At 71.7% G+C, this 19,458-nt stretch carries 18 protein-coding genes; 10 read left to right on the forward strand and 8 right to left on the reverse strand.

The window, feature by feature from the left end; translation table 11 throughout:
• Positions 1–13: 13 nt before the first annotated feature.
• Complete coding sequence (locus GKS42_RS25025; RefSeq protein WP_154796307.1) at positions 14–1,414, forward strand: hypothetical protein; 1,401 nt, start codon at positions 14–16, stop codon at positions 1,412–1,414.
• A 162-nt stretch (positions 1,415–1,576) separates the two neighbouring features.
• Here GKS42_RS25025 and GKS42_RS25030 read toward each other — a convergent pair whose 3' ends face one another.
• A complete protein-coding gene (locus GKS42_RS25030) occupies positions 1,577–2,287 on the reverse strand; it encodes a GAP family protein (protein WP_154796308.1) in 711 nt (236 codons plus the stop codon).
• A gap of 123 nt (positions 2,288–2,410) precedes the next feature.
• On the reverse strand, positions 2,411–3,586 hold the full coding sequence (locus tag GKS42_RS25035; protein ID WP_154796309.1) for a winged helix DNA-binding domain-containing protein: 1,176 nt from the start codon (positions 3,584–3,586) through the stop codon (positions 2,411–2,413).
• A 139-nt stretch (positions 3,587–3,725) separates the two neighbouring features.
• On the opposite strand from GKS42_RS25035, the gene GKS42_RS26835 reads away from it, so the two are divergent.
• From GKS42_RS26835 to GKS42_RS25050, 3 genes are all read left to right on the forward strand, one after another.
• Positions 3,726–5,348 (forward strand): LuxR C-terminal-related transcriptional regulator, encoded by a 1,623-nt coding sequence (locus tag GKS42_RS26835; RefSeq protein WP_163541528.1) that lies wholly within the window; start codon positions 3,726–3,728, stop codon positions 5,346–5,348.
• 272 nt (positions 5,349–5,620) lie between these two features.
• Positions 5,621–5,992, forward strand: a complete 372-nt coding sequence (locus GKS42_RS25045; RefSeq protein ID WP_232847836.1) for a hypothetical protein — start codon at positions 5,621–5,623, stop codon at positions 5,990–5,992.
• The gene (locus tag GKS42_RS25050) at positions 5,925–7,037 is read left to right on the forward strand and encodes a class I SAM-dependent methyltransferase (protein WP_174791118.1); all 1,113 of its coding nucleotides are present in this window, start codon (positions 5,925–5,927) and stop codon (positions 7,035–7,037) included. Before GKS42_RS25045 ends, GKS42_RS25050 begins: the two co-directional genes overlap by 68 nt.
• Before the next feature lie 15 nt (positions 7,038–7,052).
• On the opposite strand, the gene GKS42_RS25055 is transcribed toward GKS42_RS25050, so the two are convergent.
• The gene (locus tag GKS42_RS25055) at positions 7,053–8,162 is read right to left on the reverse strand and encodes an NADH:flavin oxidoreductase/NADH oxidase (RefSeq protein ID WP_154796310.1); all 1,110 of its coding nucleotides are present in this window, start codon (positions 8,160–8,162) and stop codon (positions 7,053–7,055) included.
• Positions 8,163–8,417: 255 nt separating this feature from the next.
• On the opposite strand from GKS42_RS25055, the gene GKS42_RS25060 reads away from it, so the two are divergent.
• The 3 genes from GKS42_RS25060 (at position 8,418) to GKS42_RS25070 (ending at position 12,320) form a co-directional block, all read left to right on the forward strand.
• Positions 8,418–10,097, forward strand: coding sequence for a response regulator transcription factor (locus tag GKS42_RS25060; protein WP_154796311.1), 1,680 nt, complete (start codon positions 8,418–8,420; stop codon positions 10,095–10,097).
• Positions 10,098–10,319: 222 nt separating this feature from the next.
• Positions 10,320–11,393, forward strand: coding sequence for a flavin-containing monooxygenase (locus tag GKS42_RS25065; RefSeq protein ID WP_154796312.1), 1,074 nt, complete (start codon positions 10,320–10,322; stop codon positions 11,391–11,393).
• A gap of 132 nt (positions 11,394–11,525) precedes the next feature.
• Entirely contained in the window at positions 11,526–12,320 is a 795-nt protein-coding gene (locus GKS42_RS25070) for a MerR family transcriptional regulator (protein ID WP_154796313.1), read from the forward strand.
• Positions 12,321–12,359: 39 nt separating this feature from the next.
• Here the strand turns inward: GKS42_RS25070 and GKS42_RS25075 are convergent, their stop codons facing one another.
• Together GKS42_RS25075 and GKS42_RS25080 are read right to left on the reverse strand one after the other, a co-directional pair.
• Positions 12,360–12,929, reverse strand: a complete 570-nt coding sequence (locus GKS42_RS25075) for a 1-acyl-sn-glycerol-3-phosphate acyltransferase (protein WP_154796314.1) — start codon at positions 12,927–12,929, stop codon at positions 12,360–12,362.
• Between the two features lie 21 nt (positions 12,930–12,950).
• Positions 12,951–13,460: a MarR family winged helix-turn-helix transcriptional regulator gene (locus GKS42_RS25080; RefSeq protein ID WP_232847837.1), complete on the reverse strand. Its 510-nt coding sequence runs from the start codon at positions 13,458–13,460 to the stop codon at positions 12,951–12,953.
• A gap of 98 nt (positions 13,461–13,558) precedes the next feature.
• On the opposite strand from GKS42_RS25080, the gene GKS42_RS25085 reads away from it, so the two are divergent.
• Positions 13,559–14,017, forward strand: coding sequence for a nitroreductase/quinone reductase family protein (locus GKS42_RS25085; RefSeq protein ID WP_174791120.1), 459 nt, complete (start codon positions 13,559–13,561; stop codon positions 14,015–14,017).
• Positions 14,018–14,040: 23 nt separating this feature from the next.
• On the opposite strand, the gene GKS42_RS25090 is transcribed toward GKS42_RS25085, so the two are convergent.
• Both GKS42_RS25090 and GKS42_RS25095 read right to left on the reverse strand, forming a co-directional pair.
• Positions 14,041–15,504, reverse strand: a complete 1,464-nt coding sequence (locus tag GKS42_RS25090) for an FAD-dependent monooxygenase (protein WP_154796316.1) — start codon at positions 15,502–15,504, stop codon at positions 14,041–14,043.
• 181 nt (positions 15,505–15,685) lie between these two features.
• On the reverse strand, positions 15,686–16,648 hold the full coding sequence (locus tag GKS42_RS25095) for a helix-turn-helix transcriptional regulator (RefSeq protein WP_154796317.1): 963 nt from the start codon (positions 16,646–16,648) through the stop codon (positions 15,686–15,688).
• Positions 16,649–16,733: 85 nt separating this feature from the next.
• On the opposite strand from GKS42_RS25095, the gene GKS42_RS25100 reads away from it, so the two are divergent.
• Entirely contained in the window at positions 16,734–17,300 is a 567-nt protein-coding gene (locus GKS42_RS25100) for a VOC family protein (RefSeq protein WP_154796318.1), read from the forward strand.
• Positions 17,301–17,332: 32 nt separating this feature from the next.
• Positions 17,333–18,166: an SDR family oxidoreductase gene (locus tag GKS42_RS25105; protein ID WP_154796319.1), complete on the forward strand. Its 834-nt coding sequence runs from the start codon at positions 17,333–17,335 to the stop codon at positions 18,164–18,166.
• Positions 18,167–18,390: 224 nt separating this feature from the next.
• On the opposite strand, the gene GKS42_RS26130 is transcribed toward GKS42_RS25105, so the two are convergent.
• Positions 18,391–19,407 (reverse strand): glyoxalase superfamily protein, encoded by a 1,017-nt coding sequence (locus tag GKS42_RS26130; protein ID WP_174791122.1) that lies wholly within the window; start codon positions 19,405–19,407, stop codon positions 18,391–18,393.
• Between the last annotated feature and the right edge of the window lie 51 nt (positions 19,408–19,458).

Raw genomic sequence — 19,458 nt, forward strand, 5'->3', positions numbered from 1 at the left:
CGGAAGAGAGATCATGAAGACCTGGATGCAAAGAAGCCTTGGCGTAGCGGGATTGGCGGGCGGGCTATGGCTCGCGGGCTCGATCGCCGCCTACGCCGATGACCCGGCCAGCCACGAGCAGGACAGCTCCACCGAGTCCTCGGTCGCGGCACCCATCGAACTGGGCGGCCTGTCGCTCGGTGTCGAGACCGAGGACCGATCCTCGGTCGAGCAGTCCTCGTCGTACACCGACTCGGACGGCAACACCACCGAGACCGAGAGCGTGGAGGAGTCATCCTCACAGAGCGACCTCGGGATCGACGTCGGCGAGATCTCGATCGACCCGGCGGCGATGCTCGCCACCGAGAGCTCGACGTCGTCCGTCGAGGCCGGCGACAGTGGCTCGACGGAGGGCTCGCAGCTCACCAGCGGTGAGGTCGAGGCCCCGGTCAGCCTCGGTGGCGTGACCGTCACCGGCTCCCAGCAGTCGGCGAGCACCACCGAGGAGTCGACCACGACCACCACGGACGAGGGCAGCGCGTCGACCTCCGAGTCGACGTCGGAGTCCTCCGCCACCGGTGGCGCGCTCGAGATCGGCCAGCTCGACATCGACCCGGCCGCCGCTCTGAGCGACGACCGCGAGTCGGAGACCACCTCCACCGAGGGCGGCGTGAACGACGCCGAGTCCTCGTCGGAGACCTCGCTCGAGGCTTCGTCGCCGATCACCTTCGAGGGGATCGCCGCCACGGCAACGGACGAGCGCTCCTCGGAGCGGGAGATCGGATCCACGGTGACTGACTCCGAAGGCACCGCCACCACCTCCGAGACCGTCTCGCAGGCCTCCTCGAACGCCGTCGGCGTCGAGGGTCTGGACCTGGCCGTGGACCCCATGGCGAGCGTCTGGAACAGCACCGGCTCGGCCGCCACCCAGGCGCGCGGGATCGAGGGCGCCGAGAGCTCGGCGTCCGAGTCCGACACCGCGATCTGGGCCGGCGCGCCGTTCCACCTCGGTGGCATCACCGCGGCGGGCGAGTCCGCTCAGGCCGAGGAGCGGCAAGCCACCTCGACCGTCTCCGACGACGAGGGCACCGTCACCTCGACCGAGCAGTCGTGGGACGCCACCCGCACCTCGTTCATCGGGCAGACCGGTGACATCGCCGGTGAGCCGTGGGTCTGGCTGACCGACACCCGGTCCGACGCGTCGGCCTCGGCCGGAGACAGCGAAGGCTCGGACAGCAACACCGCGCAGATGGTCGGCTACGCGTTCCCGTTCGCGATCGGGGACTCGGGTTTCGCATCCGAGATCGTCGATGCGTCCGGCACGCACACCGCTGACGCCATCACCGACGAGAACGGCACCCGGACCAACGAGCGGACCACCGAGAACCAGTCGGTGACCCGCCCCGGGTTCGTCCTCGACGGCGCTGCTGGGTGACCCGCACGGGCTTCTCGACACCGAGAACGCCCAGCGCAACCGACTGGTCTGAACTAGTCACGCCCGGCCCGGCCCCTCACGGGGCCGGGCCGTGGCCACGCGGGTGCGACCGGGCCATCCGGGCGGCGACCATCGGCTGCCGCGATCGCCGGCGTGTGGCGCCTAGAAGCTACCGATCCCCTGCCCGATCAGCAGGACACCGTAGACGAGCAGCAGCACCACGGCGATCGTGGTGTTGTTGCGCATCAGCCACACCTCGAGTGCGCGCAGCGGCTGCTCCGTGCGCACCGGGAACAGCAGGTGCAGCCCGACCGGAACGGCAACGGTCAGTGACGCGATCACGGTGTAGATCACGAGCAGCAGGGCGACGTCGCCGGTGCCAAGACCGGCCGTACCGATCGTGAGGGCGGCCCCCGCCGCGAAGGCCACGTTCTTCGGGTTCGCGCCCGCGAACAGCAGGCCGCTGCGCAACGACCGCACGGGGGTGGTGCTCGCGATCGAGGACATCCATCCTGGCAGCTGCGGGACCGGGAGACCCGTGTCCGGGTCGATCTCGGCCTCGGGACCGGGTTCGGACTCGGTGGGCCGGAACTTGCGCCGGGCCATGACCAGCAACCACACGCCGAGCGCGAGCTGCAGCACACCGGCCACGGGGTTCGGTCCGTCGGAGGAATCGGTCGGCAGGTAGCCCGCGAGCAGGGTGAGGACCGTGACCACCGCCGCGATCCCGACCGCCCAGCCGAGCAGGAACGCGATCCCGTTCGCCCGCGAGCGCGGTGACAGCAGGATCAGCACGCTGACGATGATCGGGATCGGGCTCACCGATACGCCGAGCCCGAAGGGCAGGATCGCACCGACCAGATCGAGCATCATGCCCACCTCTCGCCTCTGGGACCACGCGACGTCCGGCCCGCCGACGGCACGGTCCGGCGGACCACGCGGGCAAGCAGGTCGAACGCTAGCGTGCCACCGCCTCGTCGGGGTAGCCGGTCCGGATCAGGCGTGCGCGCCGACGCTGATATCGCCGAACGCCACCTCGGGGCGCGCCTGCAGCACCGCGGCCACACGGTCGGCCTGCTCCTCGATCGCGCGCCGCCGTCGGGCGGTGGGCCCCTCGAACATCTCCACCGTGATCCTGACCCGGCTGCCGCTGAGGCGCTGGTGCCAGACCCCGGCCACCACGCCGTCGAGCAGGACCACCGGGAAGTTCCCGGCCTGCCCGCCGGCCAGTGCCCGTTCGGCCGCCCGGCCCGGGAAGATCCGCTCCCGCGGCTGGCTGCCCACGCCATAGGCGTCGAAGAGCGGGAGCAGGCGGACCTGGTCGCGCCGTGGCTCGACGTCGGGCGCGCCGGCCACGCGCAGGCACCCGGCACCGTCCCGGTCCACCCGTTCCAGGCGTGGGTCCGCCTCCGCCTGCGCGAACAGGTCCGCGGCCCGGCCCGGACGGATCGCGAGCCACTTCGCGAACTCGGCGGCAGTGGCCGGGCCGTAGGCGGCCAGGTAGGTGTGCACGAGGTCGACGGCGGCGCCCACGCCCGGTTGCGGGTCGAACCCGGGCAGCCAGGTGCGCGGGCTCGTGTAGGTGACCTTCCGGCCCCGCGGCCGCCCGAAGCAGAGCAGGCCGCGGTGCCCGGCGATCCCGATCAGCTGCCGCCAGCGCGGCCAGTAGCCGCCGAACGCCGGCATCACGAGGTCACCGGCCCATGGTCCCGTTGCGCCGATGACCGCCTCGTCGAGCTCGTCGACGGTCAGCTCGACGTCGAGGAGGACCGTACCGAGCGCCGCCAGGACCGCGTCGGCCTGCTCGGGGGTGAGCCGCATGGCCGGGGGCGGGGTCGGCCCCGCGGTCCCGATCCAGCCCATCGCGCCGACCCACCGGGACAGGCCGTCCGCGGAGAGCAGGTGCACCGTCCCGCGCGGGCCGTGGGCCTTGACGAGGGTCCGGTCCTGTTCGAGCGCGTGGCGCACGTCGGAGCGCGTGGCGCCGCCGACCCGGAGCCCGATCGAGGTCTCGCCGGCCACCATCACCTGGGCGTGTGCCCCGAGGATCGCGTCGACGACGGCGGTGATCGCCGTCGAGCGGTCGGCTCCGGTCGGCACCGTCTCGAGCAGGCGGTGGGTCGCCAGCCGGGCCGCCAGCAGCCGGTCCCAGTCGTCGCCTCGTGCGGTCATCGGATTCCCCTCGCCGTCGTGTTGACCCCAGGTTAGGCGCGATAGCGGTCAGGACCTGTCCCCTACGACCAGGGTGACGGCTTCGCAGAATGGCGACCGTCCGCCGTCGGACGCGCGTACCGTTGGTGCGGAGCAGATCATGGACGATCTCACGGCGGTCTTGGACACGGGGCGACTGGCGTTCGCCCACGGGGACTGGCAGGGCGCGCATCGGGACCTGTCCAGGGCCCGGGAGCTCGGCACGCTCCCGACGGCGGACCTGGACCTGCTCAGCCGGGTGTGCTGGTGGGTCGGCAGGGCGCGGGAGTCGCTGGAGCTCTCCGAGGACGTCTACAACCGGTTCGAGCAGGAGGGCGATCTGCCCGGTGCGGCGAACAAGGCGCTCAACCTCGGGCTGCTCTGGTTCATCCGCGGGGATCTGGTGATCGCCTCGGGATGGGTGAACCGCGCCCGTCGGATCCTGGCCGATCTGCCGGAGGGCGTCGAGCACGGCTATCTGCGCTACCTGGACGCGATCGTCGAGCTGGACTTCTACGGGCTCGGCCCGGCCCGCGAGAGCGCCGTGACCCTGAGGGAGATGGGACAGCGCCTGCACGCCCCACAGCTGACCTCCCTCGGCCTGGTGCTCTCGGGACTCGCCGACGCGCACACGGGCAATCCGGCGGCCGGGTTCGCGCAGCTCGATGAGGCGATGCTGCCCGTGCTCGCCGGCCAGCTGCCGGCCGAATGGGCCGGCGACGTCTACTGCACCGTCATCCACACCTGCCACAGCCTCGGTGACCTGAGCCGGATGCGCGCCTGGACCGCGGCCACGGAGCAGTGGTGCGAGCAGTTCCACGGCGAGGTGGTCTACTCCGGGATCTGCCGCGTGCACCGCCTGCAGCTGTTGTGCACGCAAGGGGACTGGTCGACGGCGGAGGCCGGCATCGAGCGTAGCGGCGCAGAGCTGACGGGTCTGAACAACTGGGTGGCGGGTGAGGCGTACTACCAGCTCGGCGAGATCCGGCGGCTGCGGGGAGATGCAGGCGGCGCCCGGGCCGCCTTCGACCGGGCCCGTGATCTCGGTGCGGAGACCCAGCCGGGTGCGGCCCTGCTCGACCTGGCGGGCGGGCACGTCCGTGAGGCCTCGGCCGCGCTGCGGGCCGCGCTCGCCGGCCGGGACCGGCTCTCCTCCGCCCGGCTGCTCGGCCCCGCCGTGGAGATCGCCCTCGCCCAGGGCCGCACCGACGAGGCCGACCGGCTCTGCGGCGAGCTGGAGGCCGTCGCCACCGAGTTCGCCACCGAGGGTTTCCGCACCTGGGCGGTGCACGCGCGGTCCGCCGTACTGGTGGCCCAGGGTCGCCACGAGGAGGCACTGCCCGTGCTGCGCCGCGCCGCGGTCGGCTATCGCGCGCTGCAGGCCCGGTACGAGACCGCCCGGATCTACGAACTGAGCGCCCTCGCCCACACCGGCCTCGGGGACGAGGCGGCCGCGGAGTCCGACCTGGCCACGGCGGTCGCCATCTACGGCGAGCTCGGCGCGGCGCCGGACGTGGCGCGCCTCGACGCAGGCCCGTTGCCCGGCGGGCTGACCGCACGGGAGGCGGAGGTGCTGCGGCTGATCGCCGCCGGCGCGAGCAACCGGGACGCGGCCGCCGCCCTGTTCATCAGCGCCAAGACGGTGGACCGGCACCTGGCGAACATCTTCGCCAAGATCGACGTCTCCTCCCGGACCGCGGCCGCCGCCTGGGCCCACGAGCACCGGCTGAGTGGCCGTCGCTAGGGGCGCGGCCCTCGAACCCCGCCGAGTTCGACGCCAAGCCTTCGAACTAGCCAGAAGTTCAGCACTAGCTCGAGGTGTCGGTGACGAACTCGACTGCTGTCTCGACCCGGTCATCGCCCGGGCCCGGCGCCAGGGGGCGCTTCCGCGGAAGCGCCGTGCACCGAACACCCCATGGCCCGACCGCGCGATTGGGTGATTCGCCCGATTCGCGAGCCGGCGCGGATTCCTAGCGTTGAGGCACCGGTTCATACCGAGTCCGAAGGAGGATCACGATGGACCTCAGCCTCGCAGTGTTGGCAGGCAGCATCTCCAGCGTGATCTTCGCCGGGAGCGTCCTGCCGATGGTCCTCAAGGCCGTCCGCACGCGCGACCTCGCGTCCTACAGCCTCGGCAACCTGTTGCTCGCGAACACGGGCAACGTCGTGCACTCCATCTATGTGTACAGCCTGCCGGCGGGCCCGATCTGGGCGCTGCACGGCTTCTATCTCATCACCACCGGCCTGATGCTGGTCCTGTACCTGCGCCACGCGCGTTCGGTGCCGGAGCCGGTGGCTTCCATCGACAAGGAGAACCCCCTTGAGTACCACCTACCCGACCCCCGCGACGGCACCGAGCTCGTCGGAACCGTCGGCGACCGAGGCTGAGGAGACCGCCGCCCTCGCGGCCCGCTACCTCGAGATCCTCAACTCGAGCGCGATCGCCATCCTCACCAGCATCGGCCACCGCGCCGGGCTGTTCGAGACCCTGGCGACGCTCCCACCCGCGAGCAGCGAGCAGATCGCCGACGCGGCCGACCTGAACGAGCGCTACGTGCGCGAGTGGCTGGGCGGCATGTCGGCAGCCGGCATCGTCGTCTACGACCCGGTCCGGCAGACCTACCACTTCCCCCGTTCGCACGCCGCCGTGCTCACCAGCGCGGCCGGCCCGGAGAACCTCGCCCAGCTCATGCAGTACATCCCGATGCTCGGCAGCGTGGAGGCCCGGGTGCTGGAGAGCCTGCAACACGGCGGTGGGCTCGACTACTCCGAGTACCCGGGCTTCCAGCGCACCATGGCGCAGGAGTCGGCGACGGTGAACGACGCGGTCCTGGTGGACGGCATCCTGCCGCTCGTGCCCGGGCTCCCGGGCCGGCTGACAGCGGGGATCGACGTCCTCGACGTCGGCTGCGGCTCCGGTCACGCGATCAACCTGATGGCCAGGGCCTACCCGAACAGCGCCTTCGTCGGGTACGACTTCTCGTCCGAGGGCGTCGCGGCCGCCCGCGCCGAGGCCGCGGCCTGGGGCCTGGCAAACTCCCGGTTCGAGGTGGTCGACGTCGCCGGGATCGCCGAGCGGGGCCACTTCGACCTGGTCACGGCGTTCGACGCCATCCACGACCAGGCCCACCCCGCGCAGGTGCTCGGCAACGTGCGGTCGGCGCTGCGCGAGGACGGGGTGTTCCTGATGGTGGACATCAAGGCGTCGAGCAACGTGGAGGACAACGCCGCCCTGCCCTGGGGCAGCTACCTCTATGCGATCTCGATGTTCCACTGCATGAGCGTCTCCCTCGGGCTCGGCGGGGACGGTCTCGGCACGGTCTGGGGCACCCAGCTCGCGGAGCGGATGCTCGGTGAGGCCGGGTTCACCGACGTCGAGATCGTGGACGTGCCCGCCGATCCGTTCAACGCCTACTTCGTGGCGCGTCCGTAGTCGCGAGCGCCGCCGTCAACGCCCGACGGCGGCGCTTGCGTCGTGCGCTAGGGCGGCACGTGGGCGGGCCCGCAGGTACTGCTGCGGCCAACTCGCGGCATCCGGCTCGCCCAGTTCGGTCGCCGCGCGCAATGCGAAGTGCGGATCGCGCAGCCACTCACGGCCTGCCATGACGGCGTCGGCGTCGCCCGCCTGAAGAATCTGTTCTGCCTGCGGACCGTCGGTGATCTCGCCGACTGCGCTGACCGGCAGCCCGGCCAGGCGGCGGACCTGGGCTGCCACCGGCACCTGGTAGCCGGGCCCGACCCTGATCTGCTGGTGGGCGACGAGGCCACCGCTGGAGATGTCGAAGAATTGGGCGCCGCGGTCGGCCGCCCAGCTGGCGACGGTCGCAGTCTGCATGACGTCCCAACCTCCGTCGGCCCAGTCGGTGCCCGAGAACCGCACGAACAGGGTCGCGGCCGGCGCGGCCGTGGCCACGGCCTCCACGACCCGCAGCAACAATCGGGCCCGGTTCTCGAGCGAGCCTCCGTAGTGGTCGTCGCGGCGGTTCGACAACGGCGAGAGGAACTGATGCAGCAGGTAGCCGTGCGCGGCGTGCACCTCGAGCACTCCGAATCCCGCGGCGGCCGCACGCCTGGCGGCATCGGCGAATGCGGTCACGACGGCATCGATGCCGGCGAGGTCCAGGGCCGCCGGCTCGGCCAAGCCCTCGAAGGCGATCGCCGACGGCGCCACCGTCTGCCAGCCGCCGCGATCGCGTGGAACCGAACCCCGTTCGCTGGCGAACGGTGCGAACGTCGACGCCTTGCGGCCGGCGTGGGCGAGTTGGATGCCGGGGACGGCCCCTCGGGCACGGATGGCCCCAGCGATCGGCGCCCAGGCCTCGCGTTGCGCGTCGTTCCACAGTCCGGTGTCGCCGGGCGAGATGCGTCCCTCGGGTACCACGGCGGTCGCCTCAGCGATGACCAGGCCGGCACCGCCCGAGGCGAACTGCGCCAGGTGCACGTGATGCCAGTCGTTCGGGACACCCTCGACCGCCGAGTACTGGCACATGGGTGCGACCCACAGCCGGTTGCGGAAGGTGGTGGTGCCAAGGTCGAACGGGCTCAGCAGCAGGCTCATGCCGTGTGCAACCGCCGACGACGACACGTATTCCCTTGGCAGCCGGTGTGATCCGCGCGCAGGCCGGCGAGGTTCCGCGGCCCCGTGAAGCACCCACCGCGCAGCACGGCAGACCTCCTCGTGGCCCAGGCCGTGCGACTGCCCGAGTAAGGGCGGTCGGTCGACCGCCGACGGGGCCGAACGCGCGTAGCATCGACGAGGTGAGAGACGCCGTCGGGTTCGGCTCGACGCGACGACCGGGCCGGTGAGGTCCCGGTGTCCGCGCCGACGACCGAACCGCTCGAGACCGGCCGGACGCTGTTCCAGCGGCGGGCCTGGGCGGGCGCGCTCCGGGCGCTGCGGCAGGCGGATGACGCCGCCCCGCTGGAGTCGGCGGACCTGGACCGGTTGGCGAAGTCCGCCTACCTCAGCGGGCACGAGCCGGAGAGCATCGCCGCGTTCACCAGCGCGTTCCAGCTCGACGTCGACACCGACCCACGGGCGGCGGCGCGGAGCGCGTTCTGGCTCGGGTTCGTCCTGACCCAGGCCGGCCGGTGGTCGGAGGCGGGCGCGTGGCTGGAGCGAGGGTCGGCGGTCCTCGACCGAGCCGGCCTGGACGGTCCCGAGCGTGGCCTGCTGCTCGTGCCGCTCGGTCTCCAGCGCGCGTTCGCAGGCGACGGTGAGGGGTCGGCGCGCCTGTTCGCCCGTGCCCTGGACCTCGGCCGCGAGCACCGCGACCCGGACCTGCTGGCCCTCGCCCGGCTCGGCACCGGCCGGGCAGCGCTGATGCCCGGGATGGCCACGACCGCTGAGGCCGTCGCGGCGGTCGGGCAGCTGGACGAGGTGATGCTCGCCGTGACCGCCGGCGAGGTCACCGAGATGATCGCGGGCCTGGCCTACTGCGCCGTGATCGACGCGTGCCGGATCCTGCTCGACGTGCGCCGGGCACAGGAGTGGACGGCCGCGCTGACCCGCTGGTGCGAGGACCAGCCCGAACTGGTCCCGTATCGAGGCCAGTGCCTCGTGCACCGCGCCCAGGTGCTCCAGTTGCACGGCGCCTGGGCCGACGCCGCCATCCAGGCCCGCCTCGCGCGGGAACGGCTGAGCGACCCGCCCGGGCAGGCCGCGGCGGGGGATGCCTGGTACCAGGAGGGTGAGCTGCACCGGTTGGGCGGGGACTGGGCGAGCGCGGAGGAGGACTACCAGCGAGCGAACACGTTCGGGCGCCAACCCCAGCCCGGGCACGCCCTGCTGCTCCTGGCCAGCGGACACGGCGCGGCGGCGGCCGGGACCATCGCCCGGATCCTCGACGAGACGGCCGACCCGTTCGCGCGGCCGCTGCTGCTGGCCGCCCAGGTCACGATCGCGCGGGAGCTCGGGGACGCCGCCGCGGTGCGTTCGGCGGCGGACGAGCTGGTGTCCCTTTCCGGCCGACGGCCCTGCCAGTACCTCGCGGCGCTCGCCGGTCATGCGGTCGGCGCCGCGGCGCTGGCCGAGGGCGACGCGGCGGGTGCGCTGCCGCCGCTGCGGGCGGCGCTCAGCGTGTGGGCGAGCCTGGACGCGCCGTACGAGCAGGCCGGCACCCGGGAGCTCATCGGGCTGGCCTGCCGCGTCCTGGCCGATGACGCCGGCGCCGCCCTGGAGCTGGGCAGCGCCGAGGAGACGTTCACCAGGCTCGGTGCCGGGCCGGATGCCGCGCGGGTCGGGGCGCTGTTGCGACCCGAACCTGCTCAGCCGTCGAGCCACCCGCTCTCCGTGCGGGAGATCGAGGTGCTCAAGCTGATCAGCGCCGGGCACACGAACCGGGCGATCGCGACGGCGCTGCACCTCAGCGAGAAGACGGTGGCTCGGCACGTCGGGAACATCCTGACGAAGCTGGACCTGCCGTCCCGGTCCGCCGCTACCGCGTGGGCGTACGAGCACGGCGTGATCCGAGCCGGGGCCACCCCGAGCTAGCCCGAGTGCCGCCCGCGGCCGGGCGCGCCGCCGCAGCAGCGGCACCGACGGCCCGGCCCGCGCGGCACCCACGGCCCGAAGGGCCGCACCCGACCCTCCCCATCGCGGCGGCGCCGCGGCAGAACTACCCACGCTCCGCCGTCGGGCATTGCTCAGAACTGTCGATGTGCGCGCCGTACCGGCTTCCTAGCGTCGAGACACGACACGACGAGAGGAACGACCATGAGCACGCACCACACCATCGTCATCGGCGGCGGCCATTCCGGCCTGTCCGCCGGGTACCACCTCGCGCAGGCCGGCGTGGACTTCGTGATCCTCGACGCCGAGGACCGCGTCGGCGCGCACTGGGAGCGGCACTGGGACTCCCTGCGGCTGTTCTCCCCCGCGCGGTACAGCTCGCTGCCGGGGCTCGCCGTCCCGGGCGATCCCAGGCACTTCCCCGACCGCGACGAGATCGCCGGGTACCTGCGGACCTACGCCGAGCACATCGCTGCGCCGGTGCGCTCCGGCGTGCGGGTGGACGCGCTGCGTCGCGCCGGGGACACCTACGTCGCCGAGGCCGGCGACCAGCGGTTCGAGGCTCCGAACGTCGTGGTCGCGACCGGGCCGCACCAGGAGCCGCACGTGCCGGACTTCGCCGCCAAGCTGGACCCGGGTATTCGGCAGTGGCACTCGACCGGCTACCGGGGCCCCTCGGACCTGCCTGCCGGGGACGTCCTGGTGGTCGGTGCGTCCCACTCCGGTGCGGACATCGCCTACGAGACCGCCGCCAGCCACGCCACGACGCTCGCCGGCACCGTGAACGGACAGATGCCGTTCCGGATCGAGGGCCCAGAGGCGCGAGTGATCCTGCCGATCTGGTTCTTCGCCACCCAGCACCTGCTCACCATGCGCACGCCCATCGGCCGGAAGATGCGCCCGCAGGTCCGCGCCCACGGTGCGCCGCTGCTGCGCGTGCGGAGATCGGACCTGGACGCCGCCGGGGTACAGCGGGTGGGGCGGATCACCGGCGTCGCCGACGGACTGCCGGTTGCCGACGGGCGGGAGCTGGACGTCGCGAGCATCATCTGGTGCACCGGATACCGCCCGAACTACAGCTGGATCGACCTGCCGGTCACCGACGAGGCGGGCTTCCCGATCAGCGACCGGGGCATCACCGCGTTCCCCGGCCTGTACTTCCTCGGGGTGCCGTTCCAGTACGCGTTCGCGTCGATGCTGATCGGCGGGGCCGGCCGGGACGCGGGGTACGTGGTGCGGCACCTGCTGCGGACCCGGGAGCCGGTCGCCGCCGCGTGACCGGTGCAGCGCGAGCACCGGCGCGAGCGCGAGCGCGGCGAGGGAGCGCCCCGAACGGATCCGGAATCGGCTGTTGACTTTGACGCGACGTCAAGGTCCAGACTGGTCTCACCGACACCCCAGGAGGGACCGATGAACCGGAACGAAGCAGTGCTCGACCACCCCGCGTCGACCGACGCGCAGTGGTCCATGCACGAGATCACCCGGCTCACCGGGACGACCAGTCGCACGCTGCGTCACTACGACCAGATCGGACTACTGGAACCGTCCCGGATCGGCGCGAACGGCTACCGCTACTACGACGGCGAGGCCCTGGTCCGGCTGCAACGCATCCTGATGCTGCGCGACCTCGGTCTCGGCCTCGGCACCATCGCCGAGGTGCTCGACCGGTCGCAGGACGAGGCCACGGCGCTGCGGACGCACCTGGAACTGCTCCACCAGGAGCGCGACCGGCTCGATCGACGGATCGAGTCCGTTCGGACCACCGTGATGAAGAGGGAAGGAGGTGAAGAACTCATGGCAGAAGAGATGTTCGACGGCTTCGACCACACCCGGTACAAGGGCGAGGTCGAGCAGCGTTGGGGACGCGACGCCTACGCGAAGAGCGACGCCTGGTGGCGCTCGCTCGGCGACTCCGAGAAGAAGGCGTTCCAGCAGCGCCAGGCCGACATCGGTGCCGACTACGCCCGGGCGGCGGCCGAAGGCCTCGACCCCGGCGACGAGCGGGTGCGGGCGATCAGCGCCCGGCACCACGAATGGCTCGGCGTGGCCTCGAACGAGGTGTCCCGCGGCTACTTCCTCGGACTGGCCGACATGTACGTCGCGGACGACCGGTTCGCAGCGAACTACGGCGGGACCGACGGCGCCACGTTCGTCCGGGACGCGATGCGCGCGTACGCCGAGGGCGCGACGTTCAGCGGCGAGTAGTCGCTGATCGGCCGGGGCTGCAGACCCGGCCGAACCCGCTCACCCCTCCTCGTCGCGCAGACGCGGCTCGATCGTCTCCGTCTGGCGTACCCCGGTCTTGCCCTTGTAGAACGCGCGGATGACGTCCATGTCCGCGACCACGTCCCCGGTGAGCTCGAGCGTGGGGCCGAGTCCGGTGGTCATCGTCCTGCGGTCCACATAGCCGAGCGTCACCGGCAGTCCGGTCTCCTGGGCGATCCGATAGAACCCGGACCTCCAGTAGGGCGCACCGCTCCGGGTGCCCTCCGGCGTGATGACGAGGTGGAACCTCTCGCCGGCGCGGACCCGGTCCACGACCTCGGCGACCACTGTCGACGGGTCCCGCCGGTCCACCGGGATCCCCCCGAGTGCCCGCATGATCGTGCCGAACGGCTTCTTGAACAGTTGGTGCTTGCCGAGGAACCTCAGCCGGTAGCCGCCCTGCCAGGCGATCGCGAGCATGAACACGAAGTCCCAGTTGGACGTGTGCGGCGCACCGAGCAGGATCCCCGCGCCGCGCGGGTCCACCGGCTCCGAGCGCTGGGTCCACCGGCTCAACGACCAGTACAGCCGGGCGATGGCCCGCTTCACGTCTGCCTCATGGGCTTGACCTTACGGGCGCGACGAGGCGATCGCCGGGTCGATGGTCCCAGCGGTCGATACTCCTTCGGGCGGGCGGTGCCCAGCGATGACGGTCTCCGTGATTCGTTGGAAGGCCGAGCGCTCAGCGTCCGTGAGTCCGGCCAACAGGCCGTCGAGCGCCCGCGCGACGTCGGCGTGGAACACGTCGACCGCCGAGGCTCCGGCGTCGGTCAGCACGACGTCCACGGAACGCCTGTCCCCCGGGACCGGCCGGCGCTCGACCAGGGAGCGGCGCTCCACGCGGTCGACCAGCCCGGTGAGCGCAGCCTTCTCGACGCCGAGGCGCCGGGCGAGGTCCGCCATGCGCAGCGGACCGTCGATCAGCACGCACAACAGCTGCCCCTGGCTCGGGGTCAGGTCATGCCGGTCCGCGACGGCGCCGATGGTTGACCGCACCAGGTTCGCCAGATCCGCGAGCGCGGGCAGCCCGGTGGCCCCCAGGGTTGGGCACCCTGGCGCACGGTCCGCCGGTTCGCTCACGGGAAACATCGTACGCGTTGACGATAGTTAATAGTGCGTACAGTATTGATGACGAACCATGCAGGAGCCGCAGTGACCACCACGGAGGAGCAGTCCGAATGACCTTCAACACGCCCAACGGCACCTACGGCATCAGCTTGCCGCCGGCCGAGGAGCTGCACGCCAGGAACGAACCCACCATCGCCACCATCCGAGAGGGCGGGTCCACGCCGGGCATGCAGACCCTCGTCCTGATCACCCGCGGCAAGAAGAGTGGGCTCGAGCGCGAGAACCCGGTCGCCTACTTCCCGCTGTCCGACGAGTCCTGGCTGATCCTCGCCTCGGCCGGAGGGGCGACGAAGCACCCGTCCTGGTACTTCAACCTCGCCGCGCACCCCGACGAGGCACGGGTCGTCCTCGCCGGCGAGGAGTTTCCGGTGGCCGCCGAGGAGTTGCACGGCCCCGAGCGCGAACACCACTGGCAGGAGATCACCGCTGCGGCGCCCGGCTTCGCGGAGTACGCGACCCGGACCGACCGCACCATCCCGGTGATCCGGTTGACCGGGCGCGCCGCCTGAACCACACGGTGGGCTGGGCCTCGTCACCCGGTGGGTGACTCGGGACCGAACCAGCGGGCGAGTGCGGCGGTCAGCCCCTCGTCGGTTCCTTGTCCAACCCACGCGACGTGCCCATCCGGGCGAACCAGTACAGCCGAGGGGGCGCTCACCTCGCCGAGCACCGGCAGTTCCCAGGTGCGGGCGAACCGGGCGTCGACGAGCCGGACCCGGTCGGCCCAGGGGGTGATGTCGATCCGGGCCGGTTCACCCAGGTCGAGCAGGAGCGGCCTGGCCTGATGGAGCAACGAGTAGACCCGGGTCGGACCGTCCCTCGTGTCGACGTCGAGGTCCGGCATGCGACGGCCCAGCAGCGGATGCCCCTCGCCGAAGTCGTAGGCGATGTCGAGACCATGGATCCGGGCAGCCAGCCGCGTGCGGGGCTGGTCCATCGTCATCAGTTCGTCGACGGTCTCGGTGAGTGCAGCGGTCCGCGGGTCGGAGCGCTGCAGGACCGACTGCGCCATCGAGTACCTGAGTGCCCGGGCCGTGGGCGGGTGCCGCTCGTCGCGGTAGGTGTCCAGGAGCGACTCGGGCGAGACACCCTTGACGACCTGTGCGAGTTTCCAGCCCAGGTTCACCGCATCCTGGATCCCGAGACCGATCCCCTGCCCGCCGGCGGGATAGTGGATGTGTGCGGCATCCCCGGCGATCAGCACCCGCCCAGCCCGGTAGTCCGCGGCCTGCCGGGTGGCGTCGGTGAACCGGGAGATCCAGATCGGGCTGTGCACTCCGAAGTCGGTTCCGTAGACCGCCGACAGGGCCCGCCCGAGGTCGGCCAGGCTCGGATCGGCGCCGGAACCGAGCTGCTGCTCCGTCGTCACGACCCGATAGGTGCGCCCGTCCGCCAGCCGGCTGAGGCCGTGGACGCCCGACTCGTCCTGACGCATGCCGCTCGGCGGCTCCTCGGCAACCTCGACCTCGGCGATCAGATTGCTGCGGGTCGCATCCGACCCGGGAAAGTCGATGCCGGCGGCCTTGCGGATCACGCTGCGCCCACCGTCGGCGCCGACGAGGTACTTCGCCCGCGCGGGCGGGCCGTCCGAGAACTCGACACCCACGCCGTCGTCACCCCGGCCGAGGCCGACCACCTCCCGCCCACGATGGACCGGCACCCCGAGCTCCTCGATCCAGTTCGCCAGGATCGGCTCCATGCGGTTCTGCCACAGAGCGAGCACATAGGGGTGCCGTGTCGGAAAGTCGCTGATGTCCAGCACGGTCGTGCCGAACGTCGCCGCCTGCACGGTCCGGCCCTCCGCCAGGAACTGGTCCACGATCCCGCGCTGGTCGAGGATCTCGATCGTCCGTGAGTGGATCCCGCCCGCACGCGAGCCGGTCAGCTCGGACGTCGGGCGCTGCTCCACGATCGACACGTCGACCCCTGCCAGGGCGAGTTCACCCGCCAGCATCATCCCGGTCGGCCCGCTCCCCACCACGATCACGTCTGCCATCACAGTCCCCTCGCCGTACCCGCTGATGGGCACGGCCAAGCAGCGTAGAGCGGTGAGGGGGTCTTGCGGCAAGCCCCCGTGCCGGACGTATCCTGAAAATGCCAGGACGTGCCTTCCCGCCGCCGCAGTTCTCGATCTCCTCGATGACCAGCGCGCTCACGCGCTTCCGCGGAAGCGCCCGCTAACCCGCTTCGGTGGCGTCGAGGAGTCCACGCCCCCACGCCCTCATGTAGGCGATCGCCTCGGGGGGACCGTGCACCACGAACGGCGCACCGATCGCGACGAGGCAGAAGGCCGCCCAGTCCAGCGACTCGGCGGCGATGTGGACCTCGCACGAGGTCTCGTCCAAGGGCTCCACGGTCCCGTGGTGCACGATCTCGGCCCCGATCCGTTCGGCGGGCGCCTGGACTGTCGCGTGCACGCGGTGGCGTGACGGCAGGACGCCGAGCTGAGCGCGCACGAATGCGACGGGATCGTCATCGGGCAGACGGCGCGGGGCGAACCTGTTCCCGGTCCGGTGGGGCTCCGTGATGCGGTCGACCCGGAACGTCCGCCAGTCCGCACGGTCCAGGTCCCACGCGACGAGGTAGATCCGGTTCTCCACGTTCACGATCCGGTGTGGTTGCGCCGTACGTCGAGAAGGTTCGCCTGCTCGGGAGCTGTAGGCGAACTCGACCGTATCGGCGTCGCGGCAGGCGAGGGCCAGCGTGGTGAGCGCGGTGATGTCGCCGATCGCAGCGCGGTTCCCGGGGCCACCGGCCGGGACCGCGACGGCCCGCAGGCTGTCGATCCGGCCTCGGATGCGGGGCGGGAGGACCTGCACGATCTTGGCCATCGCACTGACGGCAGCTTCGGCCGAGGACGGGTGCGCACCCGTGGCGATCTCCTTCAGCCCGAGCACCGTGGCCGCGGCCTCGTCCTCGCTGAGGACCAGTGGCGGAAGGGATGCCCCGGCGCTGAGCTGGTAGCCGCCGCCGGTCCCCCGGGTCGTGATGATCGGATAGCCGAGCTGCTGCAGGCCGTTGACGTCGCGGCGGAGGGTCCGCTGGCTCACGTTGAGCCGGCGCGCGAGTTCGGTTCCGGGCCAGTGGCGCCGGCTCTGCAGGAGCCCGAGGAGGTCAAGGGCCCGGGTGCTGGTCGACATTCCTCCAGACTAGTTTCACTTGTGGCCAGATACCGACCGGAAGTCACGCGAGACTTGGAGGACCAACACGAACTGAAGGAGTCCCATGTCTGCTCCCACGCCGTCGACCGTCCCCGCCGCCCCCGCCGGCTCCGCGACCGTCGACCCGTTCATCTGGTCCGACGACGCTCCCGGCCTGATCGCCTTCCTGGTCGACGTGTTCGGCGCCGCCGAGGTTCCGGAAGCCCGTACCGCCGACACCGACGGGCTGGTCCTGCACTCCGAGCTGCAGATCGGCGACTCCAGCGTCACCATCGCCGACCGCAAGCCTGGCTGGCCGTACACCCCGGCGTTCGTGCGCGTGTACGTCGACGACCCGGCGGCCGTCCTGGCACGCGCCGTGGCCGGCGGAGCCCGGACGGTCACCGAACCGACGGAGTTCTGGGGCGACGTGCTCGCACGCTTCGCCGACCCGTTCGGCCACCTGTGGTGGGTCTACAAGCACAACCCGGGTGCCACCACCTGGGACGGCGCCGAGAGCGACTGGTCAGGGGGCGACGCCGGCGGAGAGGACGAACAGTCCTGGGAGTCGGCCGCCACGCCGGAGCTGGCCTACATCCACGCGACCCTGATGGAGGCGATGTCCTCGCTCCAGGACCCCCGCACGCGCTGACAACCCGACCAGAAGAGAAAGGACCGATCAGCATGCGCATCCTGGTCACCGGAGCAACCGGACAGGTCGGACGCCATCTCGTCGACGAACTCCACCGGCGCGGACATCACGTCCGGGCCCTCACCCGAAGCCCCCAGAACGCCGGATTCCCGGACGGCGTCGAGGTCGTCGGCGGCGACCTCACCGAGGTCGAGACCCTCGGCGACGCGTTCGAAGGAGTCGACGCGATCCACCTCATCACCTTCGGCGGGGACTTCGGTGACCTGACCAACGGCACTGAAATCGTCGACCTGGCCGAGCGGAAGCGGGTCCGCCGTGCGTCCGTGCTCGGGAGCTGGTCCCGGACCAGCGTCGAGACCGCGCTCAAGGGCAGCGCGATCGGATGGACCCTGCTGCACCCGGTCGAGTTCATGGCCAACACGTTCGACTGGGCAGACGAGCTCAGCACGAACGGCACCCTGTCCACGCTCGCCACCTACCCGAGCGCGATGGTCCACGAGGCGGACATCGCCGCCGTCGCCGCCAGCGTCCTCACGGAGCAGGGGCACGCGGGCCGCACCTATCCATTGACCGGCCCAGAAGCGCTCACCCCGCAGGAGCGAGTTCGCGTCCTCGCGGAGCAGACCGGCCGGGATCTCACGTTCGTGCGACTGACCGAGGCGCAGGAGCGTGTACGCCTGCGCGGCTATGGATACGACGACGACTACGTGGAGTTCGGGATCAACCTGGCGACGAACCCACCTGCGACCGCGGGAAGAGTCCTTCCCACCGTCCGGGACGTCACGGGCAGCCCGGCACGCACGTTCGTCCAATGGGCGAAGGAGAATGCGGCACGGTTCCTCCCGCGGGATACCAGCGGAGTGTAAGAGCCGAGTCGACCGTCATTGCCGGCGGCCGCTGAGGTAGCACTGGGCGTTCGCGGACGCGTGGAACTCCCCGCGACCTAGTCGGCGCGGCGTCGAGATCGCCAGAAGTTCGGGACGATCTCGACAGTGGAGTGGCTAGGTCGGCGAACCGAGCGGGCTCCACGCTTCCGCGGAATCGCACGAGTCGCGCCCCAGGCCACCGGGCCATCCCGTCGCTGCGGATCTCAGGATCGGCCCGTTCCCGCCCGCGCCGCGGCCTCGAAGTGCCCCAGGATCACCGGCCAGTCGGTGAACTTCGCACGCCCCTCGGCGTTGCGCGCGTCCCAGCCGCCGTGTTCCAGCCGGACCAGGGTGCCGCCGTCGGAAGCAGTGAAGTGCGCGTCCAGCCGCGTCGGGATCGCGGGATCCTGGGCGAGCGTGAACGTCATCGCCCAGTGCGAGGGCCGGCCGCGGTGCAGCACGCGGCCGATCGGCAGCCGGCCCCGGCTGTTCTCGAAGACCACCTCGTCGGCGACGGTCACCGCGGCGCCCCCCTCCCGGCCGTACTCGACCCACCATCCGAACGAGGTGAACAGGTCGTAGGCGGCGCCGGGCTCGAGCGGCACCCTGACCTCGGTGACGATCGGCGGGAGCTCCCGGTCCGCTCGGGCCTGCTCGCCGTCGGTCTGCAGGAACGTGAGCCGGTTCCCGAACGGGTCGCTGACGGTGACGGTCAGCCCCCACGGCTCCTGGTCAAGACCGGGCGCCGCGTACGGGTAGTCCTTCGCCGACAACGCAGCATGGACTGCCGCGGCGTCGGCCACCTCGATGAGCACGGCGGTTCCGGGTGTGCCGTCGCCGTGGTGCTCGGACAGGTGCAGCCGGGCGCCGTCGCCGGATGAGACCTGCACGTACCGGGGCAGGTGGTCGGCGAACCGGTGCCCCCAGTCCACCGTCCAGCCGAGGTAGCCCACGTAGAAGGCCAGCGCCTTGTCCCAGTCGAACATGCGCAGGATGGGGATGACGGCGGAGGTCGCCGGCGCGTGGTCGGCTCCGGTCCCGCTCGGGTCACCCGGGCGGGAGCCGGCCGCGCCGGCGGGTCCGGCGGTGCCGGCCAGGGTATTCCAGTCCGCGAGCCCGTGGGTCTTCGCGAGCAGTTCGAGCGCGGCCGAGTGGCCGATCTCGATCCCTGCGGCGGCGAGGGCCGTGCGCAGGCGCCTGGCCTGGGCCTTCGCCTCATCGGAGGTGGGCACGGCGTTCATGACGAATCCTCACGGCGGAGCCGATCACTCGGTGCCTGCATTGCCGACGTC

It is taken from the genome of Occultella kanbiaonis (genome assembly GCF_009708215.1).
Lineage (GTDB): Bacteria > Actinomycetota > Actinomycetes > Actinomycetales > Beutenbergiaceae > Occultella > Occultella kanbiaonis.

Excerpts from the sequence above, each read along its gene's own strand:
- GKS42_RS26130 (WP_174791122.1), bottom strand. The coding sequence starts at position 19,407 with ATGAACGCCGTGCCCACCTCCGATGAGGCGAAGGCCCAGGCCAGGCGC.
- GKS42_RS25095 (WP_154796317.1), bottom strand. The coding sequence starts at position 16,648 with ATGTCGACCAGCACCCGGGCCCTTGACCTCCTCGGGCTCCTGCAGAGC.
- GKS42_RS25055 (WP_154796310.1), bottom strand. The coding sequence starts at position 8,162 with ATGAGCCTGCTGCTGAGCCCGTTCGACCTTGGCACCACCACCTTCCGC.
- GKS42_RS25065 (WP_154796312.1), top strand. The coding sequence starts at position 10,320 with ATGAGCACGCACCACACCATCGTCATCGGCGGCGGCCATTCCGGCCTG.
- GKS42_RS25025 (WP_154796307.1), top strand. The coding sequence starts at position 14 with ATGAAGACCTGGATGCAAAGAAGCCTTGGCGTAGCGGGATTGGCGGGC.
- GKS42_RS25030 (WP_154796308.1), bottom strand. The coding sequence starts at position 2,287 with ATGATGCTCGATCTGGTCGGTGCGATCCTGCCCTTCGGGCTCGGCGTA.
- GKS42_RS25085 (WP_174791120.1), top strand. The coding sequence starts at position 13,559 with ATGACCTTCAACACGCCCAACGGCACCTACGGCATCAGCTTGCCGCCG.
- GKS42_RS25035 (WP_154796309.1), bottom strand. The coding sequence starts at position 3,586 with ATGACCGCACGAGGCGACGACTGGGACCGGCTGCTGGCGGCCCGGCTG.
- GKS42_RS26835 (WP_163541528.1), top strand. The coding sequence starts at position 3,726 with ATGGACGATCTCACGGCGGTCTTGGACACGGGGCGACTGGCGTTCGCC.
- GKS42_RS25070 (WP_154796313.1), top strand. The coding sequence starts at position 11,526 with ATGAACCGGAACGAAGCAGTGCTCGACCACCCCGCGTCGACCGACGCG.
- GKS42_RS25090 (WP_154796316.1), bottom strand. The coding sequence starts at position 15,504 with ATGGCAGACGTGATCGTGGTGGGGAGCGGGCCGACCGGGATGATGCTG.
- GKS42_RS25105 (WP_154796319.1), top strand. The coding sequence starts at position 17,333 with ATGCGCATCCTGGTCACCGGAGCAACCGGACAGGTCGGACGCCATCTC.
- GKS42_RS25100 (WP_154796318.1), top strand. The coding sequence starts at position 16,734 with ATGTCTGCTCCCACGCCGTCGACCGTCCCCGCCGCCCCCGCCGGCTCC.
- GKS42_RS25045 (WP_232847836.1), top strand. The coding sequence starts at position 5,621 with ATGGACCTCAGCCTCGCAGTGTTGGCAGGCAGCATCTCCAGCGTGATC.